The 17,720-nt window shown below is 70.9% G+C and carries 19 protein-coding genes; 5 read left to right on the plus strand and 14 right to left on the minus strand.

The window, feature by feature from the left end; all coding sequences use genetic code 11:
- Nucleotides 1-90: 90 nt before the first annotated feature.
- Nucleotides 91-1,473: a serine hydrolase domain-containing protein gene (locus ACQP0U_RS25790; RefSeq protein ID WP_433311828.1), complete on the minus strand. Its 1,383-nt coding sequence runs from the start codon at nt 1,471-1,473 to the stop codon at nt 91-93.
- Between the two features lie 11 nt (nt 1,474-1,484).
- A complete protein-coding gene (locus ACQP0U_RS25795) occupies nt 1,485-1,844 on the minus strand; it encodes a histidine triad nucleotide-binding protein (protein WP_124774517.1) in 360 nt (119 codons plus the stop codon).
- Nucleotides 1,845-1,940: 96 nt separating this feature from the next.
- Here ACQP0U_RS25795 and ACQP0U_RS25800 point away from each other — a divergent pair, with 96 nt between their 5' ends.
- A complete protein-coding gene (locus ACQP0U_RS25800; RefSeq protein ID WP_433311831.1) occupies nt 1,941-2,702 on the plus strand; it encodes an SDR family NAD(P)-dependent oxidoreductase in 762 nt (253 codons plus the stop codon).
- A 31-nt stretch (nt 2,703-2,733) separates the two neighbouring features.
- Here the strand turns inward: ACQP0U_RS25800 and ACQP0U_RS25805 are convergent, their stop codons facing one another.
- The 4 genes from ACQP0U_RS25805 to hrcA form a co-directional block, all read right to left on the minus strand.
- A complete protein-coding gene (locus tag ACQP0U_RS25805) occupies nt 2,734-3,414 on the minus strand; it encodes a hypothetical protein (RefSeq protein WP_433311834.1) in 681 nt (226 codons plus the stop codon).
- Between the two features lie 49 nt (nt 3,415-3,463).
- On the minus strand, nt 3,464-4,198 hold the full coding sequence (locus ACQP0U_RS25810) for a 16S rRNA (uracil(1498)-N(3))-methyltransferase (protein ID WP_433311837.1): 735 nt from the start codon (nt 4,196-4,198) through the stop codon (nt 3,464-3,466).
- Between the two features lies 1 nt (nt 4,199).
- Nucleotides 4,200-5,345, minus strand: a complete 1,146-nt coding sequence (gene dnaJ / locus ACQP0U_RS25815) for a molecular chaperone DnaJ (protein ID WP_181518639.1) — start codon at nt 5,343-5,345, stop codon at nt 4,200-4,202.
- 75 nt (nt 5,346-5,420) lie between these two features.
- Nucleotides 5,421-6,443 (minus strand): heat-inducible transcriptional repressor HrcA, encoded by a 1,023-nt coding sequence (gene hrcA / locus ACQP0U_RS25820; protein ID WP_354946410.1) that lies wholly within the window; start codon nt 6,441-6,443, stop codon nt 5,421-5,423.
- Between the two features lie 225 nt (nt 6,444-6,668).
- Between hrcA and ACQP0U_RS25825 the strand changes: the two genes are divergently transcribed.
- Nucleotides 6,669-7,295 carry a DUF4870 domain-containing protein gene (locus tag ACQP0U_RS25825; RefSeq protein ID WP_433311840.1) on the plus strand — a complete coding sequence of 209 codons (627 nt, stop codon included), beginning with the start codon at nt 6,669-6,671 and terminating at the stop codon, nt 7,293-7,295.
- Nucleotides 7,296-7,361: 66 nt separating this feature from the next.
- On the opposite strand, the gene hemW is transcribed toward ACQP0U_RS25825, so the two are convergent.
- Nucleotides 7,362-8,585: a radical SAM family heme chaperone HemW gene (gene hemW / locus ACQP0U_RS25830; RefSeq protein ID WP_433321138.1), complete on the minus strand. Its 1,224-nt coding sequence runs from the start codon at nt 8,583-8,585 to the stop codon at nt 7,362-7,364.
- Nucleotides 8,586-8,604: 19 nt separating this feature from the next.
- Between hemW and ACQP0U_RS25835 the strand changes: the two genes are divergently transcribed.
- Entirely contained in the window at nt 8,605-9,393 is a 789-nt protein-coding gene (locus tag ACQP0U_RS25835; RefSeq protein ID WP_433311843.1) for an enoyl-CoA hydratase-related protein, read from the plus strand.
- Between the two features lie 48 nt (nt 9,394-9,441).
- On the opposite strand, the gene ACQP0U_RS25840 is transcribed toward ACQP0U_RS25835, so the two are convergent.
- Nucleotides 9,442-10,206 carry an SDR family NAD(P)-dependent oxidoreductase gene (locus ACQP0U_RS25840; protein WP_433311846.1) on the minus strand — a complete coding sequence of 255 codons (765 nt, stop codon included), beginning with the start codon at nt 10,204-10,206 and terminating at the stop codon, nt 9,442-9,444.
- A 322-nt stretch (nt 10,207-10,528) separates the two neighbouring features.
- Between ACQP0U_RS25840 and ACQP0U_RS25845 the strand changes: the two genes are divergently transcribed.
- Both ACQP0U_RS25845 and ACQP0U_RS25850 read left to right on the plus strand, forming a co-directional pair.
- Entirely contained in the window at nt 10,529-11,389 is an 861-nt protein-coding gene (locus ACQP0U_RS25845; protein WP_433311849.1) for a hypothetical protein, read from the plus strand.
- A 221-nt stretch (nt 11,390-11,610) separates the two neighbouring features.
- Nucleotides 11,611-12,513, plus strand: a complete 903-nt coding sequence (locus ACQP0U_RS25850; protein ID WP_433311852.1) for a phytanoyl-CoA dioxygenase family protein — start codon at nt 11,611-11,613, stop codon at nt 12,511-12,513.
- A 140-nt stretch (nt 12,514-12,653) separates the two neighbouring features.
- Here the strand turns inward: ACQP0U_RS25850 and ACQP0U_RS25855 are convergent, their stop codons facing one another.
- The 6 genes from ACQP0U_RS25855 to ACQP0U_RS25880 form a co-directional block, all read right to left on the minus strand.
- A complete protein-coding gene (locus ACQP0U_RS25855; RefSeq protein ID WP_433311855.1) occupies nt 12,654-13,295 on the minus strand; it encodes an MOSC domain-containing protein in 642 nt (213 codons plus the stop codon).
- Nucleotides 13,296-13,347: 52 nt separating this feature from the next.
- Nucleotides 13,348-14,178, minus strand: coding sequence for a carbohydrate ABC transporter permease (locus ACQP0U_RS25860; protein WP_433311857.1), 831 nt, complete (start codon nt 14,176-14,178; stop codon nt 13,348-13,350).
- A complete protein-coding gene (locus ACQP0U_RS25865; RefSeq protein ID WP_433311860.1) occupies nt 14,175-15,161 on the minus strand; it encodes a carbohydrate ABC transporter permease in 987 nt (328 codons plus the stop codon). Before ACQP0U_RS25865 ends, ACQP0U_RS25860 begins: the two co-directional genes overlap by 4 nt.
- Nucleotides 15,158-16,444, minus strand: a complete 1,287-nt coding sequence (locus ACQP0U_RS25870; protein ID WP_433311862.1) for a sugar ABC transporter substrate-binding protein — start codon at nt 16,442-16,444, stop codon at nt 15,158-15,160. The genes ACQP0U_RS25865 and ACQP0U_RS25870 overlap by 4 nt, the downstream gene beginning before the upstream one ends.
- Before the next feature lie 251 nt (nt 16,445-16,695).
- Nucleotides 16,696-16,980: a GlsB/YeaQ/YmgE family stress response membrane protein gene (locus ACQP0U_RS25875; RefSeq protein WP_179780541.1), complete on the minus strand. Its 285-nt coding sequence runs from the start codon at nt 16,978-16,980 to the stop codon at nt 16,696-16,698.
- Between the two features lie 250 nt (nt 16,981-17,230).
- Nucleotides 17,231-17,515 carry a GlsB/YeaQ/YmgE family stress response membrane protein gene (locus ACQP0U_RS25880; protein WP_124820451.1) on the minus strand — a complete coding sequence of 95 codons (285 nt, stop codon included), beginning with the start codon at nt 17,513-17,515 and terminating at the stop codon, nt 17,231-17,233.
- Between the last annotated feature and the right edge of the window lie 205 nt (nt 17,516-17,720).

The following is a 17,720-nucleotide window of genomic DNA, read 5'->3' on the forward strand; positions in this document are numbered from 1 at the left end:
GGCGCCGGCCTGCTGGCCTGGCGTGCGGACGTTACACCCATCGTATCGGTTCAACGCGTGCCGCATCGCGCCCATTTCCGCTGGCCGCGATCAACTCCCGGCCCGGAAGTCGTACCTGTCGAAGGTCTCCTGGTGGCGGGTGAACCGGTAGGTCGCCCAGTGCATCCGGACCACCGCTCCGGACCCGTCCCGGGTCAGCCGCAGCAGCTCACCGACCTCCCGACCGGACACCACGCGGAACACGTCCGGCTGGTCCGCCAGCGGGGTGAAGATCGCCGGCGGTCGTCCGGCCGGGTCACCGACCCCGCGCGCCCGCAGGGCGCCGTCGTGCCAGGAGAAGACGTACTCGGAGCCCTCGCCCCACCAGCGGCCGAGCGCACCCCGCAGGGCCGCCGGCGCGGCTGCGCCGGGTCGCCAGGGCTCGATCTCGGCCGGGTCGTGCTCGACCGCCGCGGCGAGCAGCCTGTGCGGCAGGTCGAACAGTTCGGTCGCCGTGCCGGACGAGCCGAGCACCGCGGCGCCCATCGCGCCGGCCGTGCCGTCGCCGCCGCGGCGGCCGTACACCCCGGCGAGGAACCCGGGCATCGCCCCGTCGTGCCCCACGTGCATCACCCGCTCCCCCTGCGGGACCAGGATCAGCCCGAGCCCGAAGCCCGCGCCCCAGAGCGTCTCGTCGGTGGTGGTCAGCGGCCAGCGCATCTCGTCCAGGGTGGCCGGGGCGAGGACCGCGCCGGCCGGGTCCAGCGCTGCCGGGTCGGCCAGGAACGCCGCCCAGCGGGCCATGTCGGTCGCGGTGCTCCAGAGCTGGGCGGCCGGGCCGACCGCGCCGAAGTCGGTCGGCTGCTCCGGGTGCGCCTCGTCGGAGTACGCGTCGACCAGGAAGCCGGTCGCCGCCGTCGGCCGTGGGGTCACCGTGGTGTCGGTCAGCCCCAGCGGCGTCAGGATCCGCTCGGTGAGCGCCTGCGCCCAGCTCCCGCCCCGGAGTCGGGCGACGAGTTGGCCGAGTACGGCCATGCCCAGGTTGGAGTAGTGGAACCGACGGCCGGTCGGCAGCACCCGCTCGGCCCGGTCCAGCTCGGCGACCAGTTGGGCGTCGTCCGGTGCGCGCAGGCTGTCCCAGACATCGCCGAACGGCTCGCGTTGCAGGCCACCGGTGTGCGACAGCAACCGGCGTACGGTCAGCTCACCGTGCGCCGGGAGGTCCAGGTGCCGGCCCACCGGGTCGTCCAGGTCCAGCAGCCCGTCGTCGCGGCACTGCAGGACCAGCACCGCCGTGAACGTCTTGGTGACCGAGCCGATCCGGAACTGGGTGCCCGGCCCCAGCGGGCTGTCGGTGCCGGTCCCGCCGACGGTGCAGCTCCAGAGCGGCCGGTCGGCCCGGTGCAGCGCCACCGACACCGCCGGCACCCGCGCTTCGGCCTGCACCCGCCGCACCAACCGACCCAGGTGCTCATCGCCCCGAGAGCCAGGCACCGAACCTCCGCTCACGCCAGGTTCCGGGCGAGCATCGGGCCGAGCGGCGCACCACCGAGCAGGTGGGCGTGCACGTGGAACACCTCCTGCCCGCCGTACGCGCCGGTGTTGAACATCAGCCGGAAACCGTCGCCGAGCAGGCCCTCGTCCTCGGCCACGGCGGCGGACGTCGCCAGCACGTCGGCGGCCAGCGCCGGGTCACCCTGGGCGAGCGTGGCCACGTCGGCGTAGTGCTCCTTCGGAATGACCAGGACGTGCACCGGCGCCTTCGGATCGATGTCACGGAAGGCGAGCGTGGTGTCGGTCTCCCGGACCACTGTGGCCGGGATCTCCCCGGCGACGATGCGGCAGAACAGGCAGTCGGATCCCATCGGGGCAGTCTAAGGACCCACCGGCCGGGGGCGCTCCGGCGCAGCACGGGCCACCGGCCGTTCGCCGGGACATGTGGCTGAGGCAGGATGGCCGGCATGACGGATCGGGCGGTACTCGTGACCGGGGCCTCGCGTGGGATCGGCCGCGCGGTGGCGAAGGCGTTCGCAGCCGGCGGCGACCGGGTGGCGATCCACCACCGCGACTCCGCCGACGCGGCCGAGGAGTTGCGCGCGCAGCTACCCGGTGCCGGGCACGTGGTGGTCCGCGCCGACCTCACCGATCCGGACGCCGTCCGGGTCATGGTCGACCGGGCCGCCGAGCTGCTCGGCGGGTTGGACGTGCTGGTCAACAACGCCGGGACGTACGGCGACCGCGACGACCCGCACCCGATCTTCGGCGCCTCCTACGAGGAGTGGCAGAAGCGCTGGCGGCAGGTGCTGGAGACCAACCTGACCGGCGCCGGCAACGTCACCTGGTGCGCCGCCCAGCACATGCGCGAACGAGGCGGGCGGATCGTCAACGTCTCGTCCCGTGGCGCGTTCCGCGGTGAGCCGGACCAGCCGGCGTACGGCGCCAGCAAGGCGGGGCTGAACGCGCTCGGCCAGTCCCTCGCCGTGGCGCTCGCGCCGTACGGCATCACTGTCGCCACCGTCGCGCCGGGCTTCGTGGCGACCGACATGGTCACCGACCATCTGCGCGGCGAGCAGGGCGCTGCCATCCGCGCGCAGAGCCCGTTCGACCGGGTGGGCCAGCCGGAGGAGATCGCCGCCGCCGTGCACTGGCTGGCCTCGCCGCAGGCCGAGTGGGCCTCCGGCACGATCGTCGACCTCAACGGCGCCTCCTACCTGCGCAGCTGACCCGATACCGCGCAGCGGGCGACAGCGTGTGCTATCGGTAGATGAGGAAGGCCACGAAGATCGCCACAGCGACAACCAGGGCGCTCATGGCTGCAATACGGAACCTTGATCTGCTTCGATGGGTCATCGCCCGCAGCTCCATCTCCTTTTCGAGCCTCGCTCTCGCCGCCGCACGCTGCCGGTCCCGAGTGGTGCTGGGGTCGATCACCGCCCAACGATCATCGCGTCGCACCCGTGTCGGTGGCTCACGATTGAGTTTGCTCCAGCGCAAACCAGAGGCGTCGGTGAAATAGATTCCGATCGCCAGATCACCGGTCTTGGCCCTCCGTGCGACGTCGACCCCCGGCACCTCCAGATAGGAGAAGCTCCCCGCGACCTCCCCCATCAGGACGTGCAGGGCGGACGGATAGTTGCCGATCAACCGCTCATTCCTCAGGAGCATGACCCGAAGGTCGTAGAACGGCACGCCACTGTAATTGGCGATGGTGAAGCTTCGCACCTCGTCAGGGCCTTGCGGCAGGTCGTCCAACACCGGAACGATCAGGCGAGCCTGAGCTGCCTCATTGTCGCGTTGCTCCTCACGCCGCACCCGGATCTCGTGCCGAAACAGAAGCCAGGTAGCCATTGCGGCGAGACCCGACAGCAGCAGGCCGACGACACTTCCCCACGCCTGCATCCAGTCGGTGATCTTCGGAGCCTCGGCAGCGAGCACCGCGCCAGGGTATGCACGACTGTCCACACCGGCCGATCGGTCGGCGTGACTACCAGCGGCCGAGGCGGGTGGCGAGGACGCTGAGGGCCGCCACCCCGGCGGTGGAGGTGCGCAGCACGGCCGGCCCGAGGCGTACGGGTCGCCCGCCGGCCTCGGCGAAGGCGGTCAGCTCGGCCGGGGCGATGCCACCCTCCGGGCCGACCACCAGGACGATCTCGCCGGTCGACGGCAGGTCGGCGGTGGTGAGCCGTTCCTCGGCCTCCTCGTGCAGCACGAAGCCGGCGGCGGCACCGGCAATCCGGCGGGCCACCGTGGCGGTGGACTCGTCCGGCGCACCGGCCACCACCGGCAGCCACGGCCGGCGGGCCTGCTTGGCCGCCTCCCGGGCGGTGGCCACCCACTTCTCCCGGGCGCGTACGCCCCGGTCGCCGCGCCACTGGACCACCGAGCGCGATGCCGACCAGGGCACGATCTCGTCCACCCCGACCTCGGTCATCGCCTGCACGGCCAGCTCGCCCCGGTCACCCTTGGCGATGCCCTGCACTGTCACCAACCGGGGTACGGGCGCGTCCGCGTACCCCCGGGAGGTGATGGTGACGTCCAGGCTGCCCCGGCCGACGGCAGTGACCACGGCGGCGGCCGTGCCACCCCGCCCGTCGGCGAGCAGCAGCTCCTCGCCGACGCGCAGCCGCTGCACCGTGGCGGCGTGGTGCCCCTCCGGGCCGTCCAGGGTCAGCGCGTCGCCGGTGGGCAGCGCCTCGACCAGGAAGAGCGGCGCGGACACCTCAGGCGTGCCCGTTGAACGCGTCGCGCATCCGGGAGAAGAAGCCGCCCTGCTTGGACAACTCGGCGACCTCCTCACCACGGGTCTTGGCGAAGTCGCGCAGCATCTTCTCCTGGTCCGGGTCGAGCTTGGTCGGAGTCCGCACGTCCAGGTGCACGTAGAGGTCCCCTCGGCCGGTGCCGCGCAGGTGCGGCACGCCCCGGGCGCGCAGTCGCAGCGTGCTGGCCGGCTGGGTGCCGGCCTTGACGTCGACTGTCTCTTCGCTGTCCAGCGTCTTGATGGTCAGCCGGGTGCCCAGCGCCGCCGCCGTCATCGGCACGGTGACCCGGCAGTGCAGGTCGTCGCCCTTGCGGGAGTACACGTCGTGCGGGCGCTCGTGAATCTCCACGTAGAGGTCACCGGCGGTGCCGCCACCGGGGCCCACCTCGCCCTGCTGGGCCAGCCGGATCCGCATGCCGTCCTCGACGCCGGCCGGGATCTTGACGGTCAGCGAGCGGCGGGTACGCACCCGGCCGTCACCGGCGCAGGTGGGGCAGGGGTGCGGGATGGTGGTGCCGTAGCCCTGGCACACGGTGCACGGCCGGGCGGAGACCACCTGGCCGAGGAAGGTGCGCTGCACCGACTGCACCTCGCCCCGACCGCCGCACGCCTCGCAGGTCGCCAGGTGCGTGCCGGCGGCCGTGCCGGCACCGGAGCAGGTGGTGCAGAGCACCGCGGTGTCGACGGTGATCGGGGCCTCGACCCCGAACGCCGTCTCGTGCAGGTCGAGTTCGAGCCGCAGGATCGCGTCGGCTCCCGGGCGGGTACGCGGCCGTGGGCCACGGGCGCCACCGCCGGCACCGCCGAAGAACGCGTCCATGATGTCCTGGAAACCGACGAACGGGCCGGCGCCTCCGGGGCCGCCCGGGCCGCCGGCGCCGCCACCACCCGGGGCGAGCGGGTCGCCACCCAGGTCGACGATCTGCCGCTTCCGGTCGTCCGAGAGGACCTCGTACGCGGCGTTGATGTCCTTGAACTTCTCCTGAGCCTCCGGGTCCGGATTGACGTCCGGGTGGAACTGGCGGGCCAGCTTGCGGTAGGCGCGCTTGATCTCGTCATCGGAGGCTTCCCGGCTCACACCGAGAATGCCGTAGTAGTCCCTGGCCACTGCGTTCCGTGTCCTCATGTTCGTCTCGCGTTGTGCCGGTCGGCGGCCGCAGCCGGCCGCATCGGCCCTGACCAATCAGTTCTGGGCCAGCAACTCGCCCACGTAGCGTGCCACGGCGCGAACCGTGGCGATGTTGCCGGGGTAGTCCATCCGGGTGGGCCCCAGCACCCCCAGGCCGCCCAGGATCGTGGTGCCCGGGCCGTACCCGGTGCTGACCACCGAGGCGGCGCGCAGGTTGTCGAACTCGTTCTCGTCGCCGATCAGCACCCGGGTCGTGCTCGGCTCGGTCTCACCGATGAGCTTGAGCAGCACGACCTCCTCCTCCAGTGCCTCGAGGATCGGCCGCAGGGAGCCCTGGAAGTCGAGCAGGCCGCCCCGGGTGAGGTTCGCGGTGCCGGCGAGCGCGATCCGCTCCTCGTGCCGCTCGACGAGCGTCTCCAGCAGGACGGTGGCGAGCGTGGTCATGGTCGGACGCAGCCCGGTCGGTGCTTCCTCGACGAGCGCCTGCACCAGCGGTGGCGTCTCGGACAGCCGGGCGTTGGCGAGCTTCTCGTTGATCAGTCGGCGCAGGTCGGTGACGTCGTCGGCGGGCACCGGGCCGGGCAGCTCCACGAGTCGCTGCTCCACCCGACCGGTGTCGGCGATCATGACGAGCATCAGCCGGGTGGTGGAGATCGGCACCAGCTCCAGGTGACGCACCGAGGAGCGGGCCAGGCTCGGGTACTGCACGACGGCGACCTGCCGGGTCAGCTGGGCGAGGAGTCGCACCGTGCGGTGCACCACGTCGTCGAGGTCAACCGCACCGACCAGGAAGCGCTCGATGGCCCGGCGCTCGGCCGGGCTGAGCGGCTTGACCCGCGACAACCTGTCGACGAAGAGGCGGTAGCCGCGGTCGGTGGGCACCCGGCCGGCACTGGTGTGCGGCTGCCGGATGTAGCCCTCCTCCTCCAGCACGGCCATGTCGTTGCGGACCGTGGCCGGGGAGACCCCGAGCTGGTGCCGCTCGACGAGCGCCTTGCTGCCGACCGGCTCCTGGGTGGAGACGTAGTCCTCGACGATGGCGCGGAGCACTGCGAGTTTCCGGTCGTCGAGACCCATTCTCCGCACCTCCTGTCGCTCGTCGGCCGCCGGCGCTCTGGGCCGGCCGGGCCGTCCTGGCACTCGACTGTAACGAGTGCCAGTCTACGTCGGCGGGCCCGCCGACGCGATGATCAACGGCCACCCGTCGGTGCGGCCCGCGCCACCCCGCTGGGCCGATCGGTCCGCACTACCCGGCGGTGTCGCTCTGGTGCGGCGTTGCCACGGGCCCCTACCGTGACATCCATGACTGAACCTCCTCGCCCTCCCGGGTCGGGCGACCCCGGCAACTACCCGCCGGAGCCCACCTCACCGGGCCCGTTCCCGTCGGCCGAGCCGCCCACCGCACCACTGTCCGGGGCTCCCGGCCCGGCCGGCTATCCCCCGGCCGGTGGCTATCCGCCGCCCACCGGTGACCAACCGCCGTCAGGCGGCTACCCTCCGGCAGGCGGCTACCCCCCGCCCGGGGGCTATCCCCCACCCGGCGGCTACCCGGCCGGAGGTGCCTACGGCGGCCCCGGCGGTGGCTACGCCAACAACGAGGACAAGACCTGGGCGCTTGTCGCGCACTTCGGCGGCGCCGCCGGCGCGCTTGTCAGCTTCGGTCCGCTGGGCTTCGTCGCCCCGCTGATCGCCTACCTGGCCCGCGGCCAGCAGTCGCCGACCGTTCGGGCGCACGCCCTCGCCGCTCTGAACTTCCAGATCCTCTGGTCGATCATCGCGTTCGTGCTGCTCTTCGTGAGCTGGTGCCTGCTCTTCCTACCCAGCATCGCCGTCGTGGTGATCCAGATCCTGTTCGGGATCATCGCCGGCATCAAGGCCAACGAGGGCAACCCGTACCGCTACCCGATGACTGCCAACTTCATCAAGTGAACCGGCCCGGCCGCTCCCCCGGCCGGTCCGGAACACCGGCGCCCCGGTCCGTTCGACGTGGGTCACTCAGGGCAGCAGGTCGCGGACGACCGCGTCGGCGAGCAGCCGCCCGCGCAGGGTGAGCACCGCCCTGCCGGCGGCGTACTCGTCGGCGGCCAGCAGGCCGCCGGCCAGCGCCCGCTCGGCGCCGGCCCGGCCGGTGGCGTCGAGCACCGCCAGCGGAAGGCCGCTGGCCAGCCGCAGCCGGAGCATCACGTCCTCCATGTGCGCCTCGTCGACGGTGAGCACCTCCCGGGCCAGGCCGGGAGACGCGCCGGCGGCCAACCGCTGGGCGTACGCCGTGGGGTGCTTCACGTTCCACCACCGCACCCCGCCGACGTGGCTGTGCGCTCCCGGCCCCAGCCCCCACCAGTCCGCGCCGGTCCAGTAGAGCAGGTTGTGCCGGCAGCGGGCCTCCTCGGTGCGGGCCCAGTTGGAGACCTCGTACCAGGCGAGCCCGGCCGCGTCGAGCGCGGCCTCCGCAGCCAGGTAGCGGTCCGCGGCCACGTCGTCACTGGGGTACGCCAGTTCGCCGCGCCGCATCCGAGCGGCGAGCCGGGTGCCGTCCTCGACGATCAGGGCGTACGCGCTGACGTGGTCCACCCCGGCGGCGACGACCTGCTCCAGCGAGGCGGCGAAGTCCTCGGCCCGCTCCCCCGGAGTGCCGTAGATCAGGTCCAGGTTGACGTGCTCGAATCCGGCGTCGCGCGCCTCCAGGGCGGCGGCGGTGGCCCGGCCGGCGCTGTGTTTGCGGTCCAGGATCGCCAGCACCCCCGGGGAGGCGGACTGCATGCCCAGCGAGATCCGGGTGTAGCCGGCGGCCCGCAGCAGCTTCAACGATTCCGGGGTGACCGACTCCGGGTTGGCCTCGGTGGTCACCTCGGCGTCGGCGGCCAGCCCCCAGGTGCGGTCGATGCCGTCGAGGATGCGGGCCAGGTCGTCGGCGGGGAGCAGGGTGGGCGTGCCGCCGCCGACGAAGACGGTGTCGACCCGGGGCGGCGGGTTGTCGCCGAGCACCCGGGCGGCGAGCGTCAGCTCGGCCAGGACGGTGTCGGCGTACCCCTCGCGGCTCGCGCCGCCGCCCAGTTCGGAGGCGGTGTAGGTGTTGAAGTCGCAGTATCCGCAGCGGCTGGCGCAGAACGGCACGTGCACGTACACGCCGAAGCCGCGCGCGCCGACCGCCGCGGTGGCGGTGGCGGGCAACGATCCGTCGACGGGGACGGTCTCACCATCTGGAAGGACGCCGGGCATGGCCACTAGTGTGCCCGGCATGACCTCTCCCGACGTCCTCGTGCGGGTCGCCACGGCCCGTGGGGTGACCACCCTCACCCTGGACAGCCCGCACAACCGCAACGCGCTCTCCACCGTCCTCATGACCCAGTTGCTGGCTGGGCTGGCGGAAGCGGTCGCCGACGAGGCGGTCCGAGTGATCGTGCTCGACCACACCGGGCCGGTCTTCTGCTCGGGCGCGGACCTGAAGGAGACCGCCGCGGCGTACGCCAGCGGGACGGTGCCGGCCGGGATGCTCGGCGACGTGCTCGCGGCGCTCTGGGAGTGCCCGAAGCCGGTGCTGGCCCGGGTCGGCGGGCCGGCGCGGGCCGGCGGGCTGGGCCTGATCGCCGCCGCCGACCTGGCGGTCTGCGCCGACGAGGCGACGTTCGCGTTCACCGAGGTGCGCATCGGGGTGATCCCGGCGGTGATCTCGGCGACCGTGCTGCCCCGGCTGCACCCCCGCGCCGCCGCCGAGCTGTACCTGACCGGGAACACCTTCGACGGCCGCCGAGCCGCCGAGATCGGCCTGGTCACGGCCTCGGTCCCGGCGGACGGTCTGGACGAGGCGGTACGGGGCTACTGCGACTCGCTGGTGCGCGGCGCGCCCGGGGCGCTGGCCGGCGCGAAGGAGCTGCTGCGCCGACCGGGTACCGCCGAACTGCGCGCCGACCTGGCCCGGCTGTCCGCCGTCTCGACCGGCTACTTCCTGTCCGACGAGGGCCGCGAGGGGGTCACCGCGTTCCGCGAGCGTCGACCGGCCCGCTGGGTGCCCGCTTTCGACGACTGAGGGTCGGGGCGCCGCCGAGGAGCGGCGGCGCCCCGGTGTCCGGTCGGGTCACCAGGCGGTCGCGCCGCCGTCGACCGGGTAGTTCGCCCCGGTGATGTACGACGCCCGGTCGGACGCGAGGAAGACCACCAGCTCGACGACCTCCTCGGGGCGCGCGAAGCGCTTGAGGAGCGTCTTGGCGGTGATGGCGTCCCGTGCCTCCTGGTTGTCACCGAGGTCGCGTTCGCTGGCCGGGGTGAGGGTGGGCCCGGGGCTGACCGCCACCGCGCGGATCCCGTGCGGCGCGCCTTCGAGCGCGAGCTGTCGCGTCATGCCGATGATGCCGGCGTTCGCGGCGGTGTGACCGACCATCGGCGGGACGTGACCGCCGATCAGCCCGGCCATGGAGGCGGCGCTGATGATGACGCCGCCGCCGCGCCGGACCAGGTGCGGCCAGGCGAACTTCGACACGAAGTACGGAATGTCGAGTTCTCCGGTGATGGTGTAGCGCCAGTCCTCCACGGAGAAGTCGGGCATCGGGCCGAAGCGGAGCGCGGCTGCGTTGTTGTAGACGACGTCGAGGCCACCGTAGGCGGCGGCAGCGTCGTCGACGAGCTTGCGCACCTGCTCGGGGTCGGTGAGGTCGACCGGCGCGATACCTGTCATCTCACCGCCGGCGCTGCGGACGAGCTCGACTGTCTCGTCGTTGCCGGCGACCTGGAGGTCGGCCCCGACGACCTTCGCGCCTTCGCGCGCGAAGGTCAGAGCAGCGACGCGACCCAGACCACCGCCGGTGCCGGTGATCAGCACGACCTTGCCATCGAGCGTTCCCATGGAACTCCTCCTCGTTCAGCGACCGACGCGCCCAGGTATGGGCAGAAGGTCGGATTGACATGTCAACAGGGTTAAGTCCTTGACCGGTCAATCGCTTCCCACTGCCGCTTACCCGGTGACGCTCACGACAGCCCTGCACCGGGGCGGGTGACAGAACGACCCGGCAGGTGAGATCGCGACCGGAGCGGGAACGTCGCCAACCGGTACGCGGCAGCGGAGCCGCCCCCGAACTGGTCGGAGCCGGCCAGATTGGGCCCGAACCGCTCGGACGACCCGGAGAGGGCCGGCGGGGACGTACGCTTGGCGAACTGTCGATCTGGGGGTGTGGGTGCGAACTCGGGCAACCGTGGCGGGTGGAGTGGTGCTCATCCTCGTCGCCGTGATCGCGATCTGGCTCGTCGTACGGCAGGTAGGCGACAACCTCACGTTGCCGCTGGTGGCACGGAAGTGCACAGTGCAGGCCGACGGACGGGTCGCGCTGGACGCCGACCAGATGGCCAACGCGGCGACAATCGCGGCGATCGGCGCGAAGCGTAAAATGCCCGAGCGGGCCGTCGTGGTCGCGCTCGCCACCGCGTACCAGGAGTCCGGGCTGCGCAACCTCGCCGACGGCGACCGCGACTCGGTCGGCCTGTTCCAGCAGCGACCGAGCCAGGGCTGGGGCACTCCGGCGCAGATCCGCGACCCGCGCTACGCGGCCAACCGGTTCTACGCGGCTCTCAAGAAAGTGCGCGGCTGGGAGAAGATGCGGGTCACCGACGCCGCCCAGCGGGTGCAGCGCTCGGCGTTCCCCGAGGCGTACCAGAAGTGGGCCGACGACTCCGAGGTGCTCAGCCGGGCCCTGCTCGGCGACGCCAGCGGCGCGGTCGCCTGCACGGTGGGGCGTACCCCGGCGATGCACGGCGCGGCGGCGGCCGCGCAGCTGACCCGCAACCTGGTGCTGGACTGGGGGTTGAAGGGCACCGACCCGACCGACCCGACCGGGCTGGCGGTGACTCCGGGCGACCAACGCGACGGCTGGCGGTACGCGCACTGGCTGGTGTCGCACGCCCAGGACCACGGGGTGAAGCGGGTCCGCTTCGGCGACCTGGAGTGGACCGCCCGGAACGGCTCGTGGGGCCGGGCGGACGGCCAGCAGAGCCCCGCCGGCCAGGTGGTGGCCGAGGTCTTCAACGAGGGTTGACCGACCCGGATCTCTTAACCGGCAGTCACCGCACAATCGGGCAACGCGTACCAAACCGCGCTATTGATCACTGATATCTCACTCTGTGCGCTCCTCCCGCTGCGTGGGGTCCCACTGCGGCCCGATCCCGCAACACACCCTCCCCGACGCCTGGGCCACCGCGTTACGATCGGCGGCCTGTGCCAGAAAAGGTTTCACCTCATGGGGAGGGGTACGACACGGTGTTCGATTACGGCGACCGGACCGGTTACGAACCGATCAGCGACACTGACCGCAAGGAGTTCCACGAGCAGGGCTTCCTCCTGCTGCGCAACGTCCTGACGGAGGACCACCGGGCGGCGCTGGAGGCGGCTGTCGACCGCGTCTACGCGGAGGAGCAGGCGAAGGGCACCACCAAGAAGGACGGCACCCTGCACCTGCTGGGCTTCCTGGAGCGCGACGAGCTCTTCGGTGAGCTGCTGACCCACCCGATCGCCTTCCCGTACATGTGGGGGCTGGCCGGCTGGAACATCTACACGCACCACAACCACCTGGACGTGACCCCGCCGGCCGCCGAGCCGGAGAAGCCGTACTGGGGTTGGCACCAGGACGGGTACCGGCAGAACTCCGACCCGGAGACGATGGACCCGAACCTGCCTCGGCCGATGTTCTCGCTGAAGGTCGCGTACGTGCTGTCGGACCTCTCCGAGACCGGCCGCGGCGCCACCAAGGTCATCCCGGGCAGCCACCTGAAGAACTCGCTGCCCCGGCCGGCGGACCTCACCGTGCAGAACCCCGACCCGGAGGGCACTGTAGAGATCACCGCCAACCCGGGCGACGCCTTCATCTTCGACCGGCGGCAGTGGCACTCGCGCTCGACGAACCTGTCGACCATCACCCGCAAGATGCTCTTCGTCGGCTACACCTACCGGTGGATCCGCCCGCTGGACGAGCTGCACCCCGACGTGAACGGCGAGTGGTACCGCAACCGCACCCCCGTGCAGCGCCAGCTGATCGGCGAGGGCACCCACACCGCCAACTACTGGGGCATCAACTGGGACGGGTACGTCGACGACGAGATCCCGCTGCGCAAGGAGCTCAAGGAGCGCGGCCAGCTCGACCGCAACATCCCCTGGCTCCGCTGATCCCCTGCTCGTAGAACGGCCCCCTGCCAACGCTCAGCGATGGCAGGGGGCCGTTTCCACCTGTCGACGACGGCAGCCGACGTTGGTCGGCGTTGGCGTTGGCCTTGGCGTCTGCCGGCCGCGTGAGGCGCGTCAGCCGGTCAGCTCCGGGGGGCGAGGCGTCGGCGGGCCTTCTCCCGGATCGGCTCCGGCAGGCCCTCCGCGTCGAGCAGCCGGGGCAGCAACTCCGGCTCCAGGCTGGTCGCCCGGAACACCTCGCCGATGGTCACACCGTGCGCGGGCCGGTCCACCACCTCGATCGGGTCGCCCGGGCCCACCTCCCCCTCGCGCAGCACCCGCAGGTAGGCCCCGGGCAGCGCCCGGACGGTGAACCGCTTGATCAGGTCCGGTACGCCCCAGAAACCGGCGAAGGTGGTGCAGGGCGTTCGGGGCTTGGTCACCTGGAGCAGGGCCGACCCGATCTGCCACTGCTCACCGATCACCGCGCCGGTGACGTCGACCGCGTAGGTGGTGAGGTTCTCGCCGAAGCCGCCGGGCCGCACGTCCCGACCGAGTTCGGTCGCCCACCAGGCGGCGTCCTCCTCCGCGTAGGCGTAGACCGCCTGGTCCTCGCCGCCGTGATGCGCCCGCTCGCCGATGAAGTCGCCCGCCAGGCCGCCGGTGAGCAGCGCCACCGGACCGTCGACCGGCCGTTTGTCGATGCCGCTGCGGCCACTCGCGTCGCCGGCCCACTCGGCCTCGGTCACGATGCCGAGGTTCACCGCTGCCACCCTGCCCGTCATGACCATCAGCCTAGTGGTGGATCAGCGTGGGCCAGCCCGCGCGGCGCGGGGGTCAGCCCTTGACGGCGCCGGCCACCAGGCCGGAGACCATCCGACGTTGCACCAGCAGGAAGAAGATGATGACCGGCAGGGTGAACAGAGTGGACGCGGCCATCACCGGCCCCCAGTTGGTGTCGTCCCGACCGAAGAAGAAGGTCATCGCCACCGGCAGCGTGTAACTGCCCTGGTCGTTGATGAACGTCAACGCGAAGATCAGCTCGTTCCACGCCGTGATGAAGGAGAAGATGCTGGTGGCCACCAGGCCGGGCGCGACCAGCGGGAAGAGCACCCGGCGGAAGGTCTGGGCCCGGCTGGCGCCGTCGATCGCCGCCGCCTCCTCCAACTCCTTCGGCACCGCGGCGACGAAACCGCGCAGCATCCAGACCGCGAACGGCAGCGAGAAACCGAGGTACGTGAGAATCAGGCTGGGCAGGGTGTTGTAGAGCCCCAGCCGCTGGATCATCAGGAACAGCGGAATGACCAGCGCCTCCAGCGGGATCATCTGCACCACCAGCAGCATGATCAGAAAGCTGGTCCGCAGCCGGAACCGGAACCGGGCCACCGCTGTCGCGGCGAGCAGCGCCACCAGCCCGCTGAGCACGACCGTGGCGACGGCGACCAGCGCGCTGTTGAGGAAGAAGTCGAGGAAGCTGACGCCGGGGATCAGGTTGCCGGTCAGGATCTCCCGGTAGTGCGCCAACGTCGGATGGGTCGGCACCGGCTGCGGGGTGGCCGAGAAGATCTCACTGCTCGGCTTCAGCGAGGTGGAGATCATCCAGTAAACCGGGAACGCCGCGAAGAGCGCGACGAGCAGCCCGGCGCCGTTGAGGGCGACCTTCTTCACGACTCGTCCTCCTGCCTGAGCACCATCCGGACGTAGAAGCCGGTGACCACGAGCAGGATCAACGTGAGGATCACCGCGATGGCCGCGCCGAGCCCGTACTTCGGCGGCGGAGAGAAGGCTTCGGCGTACGAGTAGATGGCGAGCATGAATGTCGGCCGGTCCTGGGTGCCGCCGGCCAGCACGAACTGCTGGGTGAAGACCTTGAAGTCCCAGATCGTGGAGAGCACGATCAGGATCCCGAAGACCGGGCGCAGCAACGGGAAGGTGATTTTCCAGAAAACCCGCCACGGGCTGGCGCCGTCCACCCGGGCCGCCTCGTGCAGCTCACTCGGCACGCTCTTGAGGCCAGCCAGCACGCTCACCGCGATGAACGGGAACGAGTGCCAGACCACCACCAGGGTGAGGATGGCGAAGAAGAGCAGTGGCGAGTTGAACCAGCCGTAGCCGGTCCAGTCGCTGCGCCCGAACAGGCTGGTCGAGAGCCCGTCCGGCAACGCGTTGAACAGCCACGTGACCAGACCGCTCGTGTCGTCGAAGATCCACTTCCAGACGATGGTGCCGGTCAGCGCAGGCGTGGCCCAGGCGAGCATCACGCAACTGGCCACGAACGTCGCCATCTTGCGACCGAGCCGGTTGAGCAGCAGCCCCACCAGGGTGCCGAGCACCATCGTGAGCAGCACGTTGGCCGCGGCGAACAGCACCGTGTTGCGCAGCACGGTGAGGAAGAACGGGTCGGAGAGGATCTCGGTGTAGTTGCCGAGCCCCACCCACGGCCACTCCCGATCGCCGCGCAGCTGCCGGACGCTGTTCAGCCGGTAGAAGGACATCACCACCACCTGGCCGAGCGGCCAGAGCAGCAGCACCCCGATGATCAGCAGGGCGGGCAGGAGCAGCAGGTAGGGCAGGCGGTCCACCCGGCGACGCCGCCGCGCGGGGGTCTCCCGCGCGGCGGCCGTATCCAGGTTCTCTGTCTGTACGCTCACTTGCTGTTCAGAATGCTTTCCATCTCACCGGCCGCATCGGCGGTAGCCTTCTCGACCGTCTTCTGACCCTTCATGACCGAGCTGTTCATCGCCTGGGTCACCGTCTTCGTCCGGCTGACCTCCACCCACTTCGGGGTGAGCGGCGTGAGCTTGGTGTTCTGCATGGTGGTGGCGAACGACGCCATCACCTTGTCGTTCGCGTACGCGTCACCGGAGACCAGGTCCTGGTAGACCGGGAAGAAGCCGAGGCTGCTCGCGAAGCTCTGTGCGTTCTTCTTGTTCAGCAGCACGGTCAGGTAGTCCCAGGCCAGGTCCTGCCGCTCGCTGTCCTTCCAGATCGCCACGTCCGAGCCGCCCGCGAAACCAGGCGCCGCCTTGCCGTCCGGGCCGGGGATCGGGAACGTACCCCAGACCTTCTCGATCTCGGGGTTGTCCTTCTTGATGGCGCCCTGCTGCCAGCTACCGGCGAAGGCCATCGCGGCCTTGCCGGTGGCGAACTGGGTACGCGCGTCGATCTCGTTCCAACCCGCCGCCGCCGGCGGGGCGACCTTGTGCACGGTCACCAGGTCGGTCCAGAACTTGACGGCCCGCTGCGCCTCGGGCGTGGTGTAGCCGGACTTCCAGGTGCCGCCCTGGTTGCTGGCGATCTCGCCGCCCGCGCCCCAGAGGAAGGAGTAGAAGGGCAGCTCGGAGTTGCCGGGCAGGGCGATGCCGTAGGTGCCCTTCTTCTTCGCCTGCACGGCCTTGGCCACCGTGACCAGGTCGTCCCAGGTCTTCGGGGGCTGCACGCCGGCCTCGGCGAACCAGTCGGTGCGGTAGTAGATCGCGCGCACACCCGCGTACCAGGGCACGCCGTACTGCTTGCCGTCGAGCTGCGCGTTGCGCACCAGGTCGGGCAGCAGGTCCTTGCCGTCGGCCCAGCCGCCCATCCGACCACTCACGTCGGCGAGCGCCTCCTGGGCGGCCCAGCCCTGAGTCTCGGTATTGCCCAGCTCGGTGATGTCCGGTCCCTCACCGCCGGCGAGCGCCGCCTGGAACTTCTTGGGCGCCTCCAGCCAGGGGATGTACTGCACGACCACGTCCGTGTCAGGGTGCTTCTGGCGGAACTCGGCCTCGACTCCGTCGAGGAAGGAGTTCTGCGCGTCCCCGCCCTCGCCCATCATCCAGACCGTCAGCTTGCTGTCGTCGCCGGCGTCGTCGCCGGAGCCTCCACAGCCGGTCAGCACCATCGCGGCCGAGGCCACCATGGCGGTGACCGGGGCCAGCCGTTTCCACCTCTTCACGCCACTTCTCCCCTCGCGCCGCCTGGAACTAACCTTCTCCGCCGCACCCTAGTACGGAGAATTCCTTTACGACAGTGGGCGGGACTGGCCGAAGCGTGGCGACCGTACCGCAGGGGCCCGACGACAGGCGCTCCGGCATCGGGCCAAAGGTGGGCACTTCAGCACGAAAGAGCGCCCGGCTCTCGGCCGGGCGCTCTTTCGAGTCGTGCTGTCCCACAGGTGGTGCTGTGTCGTCAGATGTTGCCGGGTCGTTATCGGGTGACGCGGCGGCGGCCACCCACACCGGCCACCAGCGCGACCGCGATCGCGGCCACCACGACCTGCACCAGCAGCTCGCCCCAGTCGACACCGTTCGTCTCGGTCGCGATGCCGATGGCCCGCGCCAGGACCGTGCCCAGCAGCGCGGCGCCGACGCCGATCAGCAGGTGCAGCCAGATCGGCATGTTCTGCCGGCCCGGGACGACCAAGCGGCCGAGCGCGCCGACGATGAGACCAACAACGATCGCAGTGATGATGCCCCACACGGTGAGCTCCACGGCCACCCTCCTTCAAAGAATGTCTGACACACGGTGTGTGTGCTTCCTGTCGTGACTGTTAATTGCCCGACCCACCGAAAATCCAAACCGACTTCACTCACCAAACGATCACGACTTGGCCAACACGAGCACGTTCCACCGCCGGCGGCGACGTCACCAGAACCGCGTCGGGCGAAACGCCGATGGGCGCCCGACCTGTCGGTCGGGCGCCCATCGGATGTGTCGCGGTGGTACGGGTTGTGCTGCGGTGTTACCGGGTCACGCGGCGGCGGCCACCCACACCGGCCACCAGCGCGACGGCGATCGCGGCCACCACGACCTGCACCAGCAGCTCGCCCCAGTCGACACCGTTCGTCTCGGTCGCGATGCCGATGGCCCGCGCCAGGACGGTGCCCAGCAGGGCCGCGCCGATACCGATGAGCATGTGCAGCCAGATCGGCATGTTCTGCCGGCCCGGGACGACCAGACGGCCGAGCGCGCCGACGATGAGACCAACAACGATCGCAGTGATGATGCCCCACACGGTGAACTCCACGGTCGCCCTCCTTCAAAAGAATGTCTGACACACGATGTGTGTGCTTCCTGTCGTGGCGGCTAAGTGCCCGACCCACCAAAAGCCCAAACCGACTCACCGCAATCGACAACGCCGGTCGTCGATGTTTTGCAGGTGCGTCGGTTGAGGCGTGAGCACGTCCACACAGGTGGGAGGCCACTTCGTCGACCTGCCGGCCCCACAACAG

It is taken from the genome of Micromonospora sp. CA-269861 (assembly GCF_050948505.1).
In the GTDB taxonomy this organism is placed as follows: Bacteria; Actinomycetota; Actinomycetes; order Mycobacteriales; family Micromonosporaceae; genus Micromonospora.

What these genes read in the sequence shown, in the direction of transcription:
- hrcA (WP_354946410.1), bottom strand. Translation starts at nt 6,443, where the DNA reads ATGGGTCTCGACGACCGGAAACTCGCAGTGCTCCGCGCCATCGTCGAG.
- ACQP0U_RS25840 (WP_433311846.1), bottom strand. Translation starts at nt 10,206, where the DNA reads ATGGGAACGCTCGATGGCAAGGTCGTGCTGATCACCGGCACCGGCGGT.
- ACQP0U_RS25855 (WP_433311855.1), bottom strand. Translation starts at nt 13,295, where the DNA reads ATGACGGGCAGGGTGGCAGCGGTGAACCTCGGCATCGTGACCGAGGCC.
- ACQP0U_RS25800 (WP_433311831.1), top strand. Translation starts at nt 1,941, where the DNA reads ATGACGGATCGGGCGGTACTCGTGACCGGGGCCTCGCGTGGGATCGGC.
- ACQP0U_RS25825 (WP_433311840.1), top strand. Translation starts at nt 6,669, where the DNA reads ATGACTGAACCTCCTCGCCCTCCCGGGTCGGGCGACCCCGGCAACTAC.
- ACQP0U_RS25835 (WP_433311843.1), top strand. Translation starts at nt 8,605, where the DNA reads ATGACCTCTCCCGACGTCCTCGTGCGGGTCGCCACGGCCCGTGGGGTG.
- hemW (WP_433321138.1), bottom strand. Translation starts at nt 8,585, where the DNA reads ATGCCCGGCGTCCTTCCAGATGGTGAGACCGTCCCCGTCGACGGATCG.
- ACQP0U_RS25795 (WP_124774517.1), bottom strand. Translation starts at nt 1,844, where the DNA reads ATGGGATCCGACTGCCTGTTCTGCCGCATCGTCGCCGGGGAGATCCCG.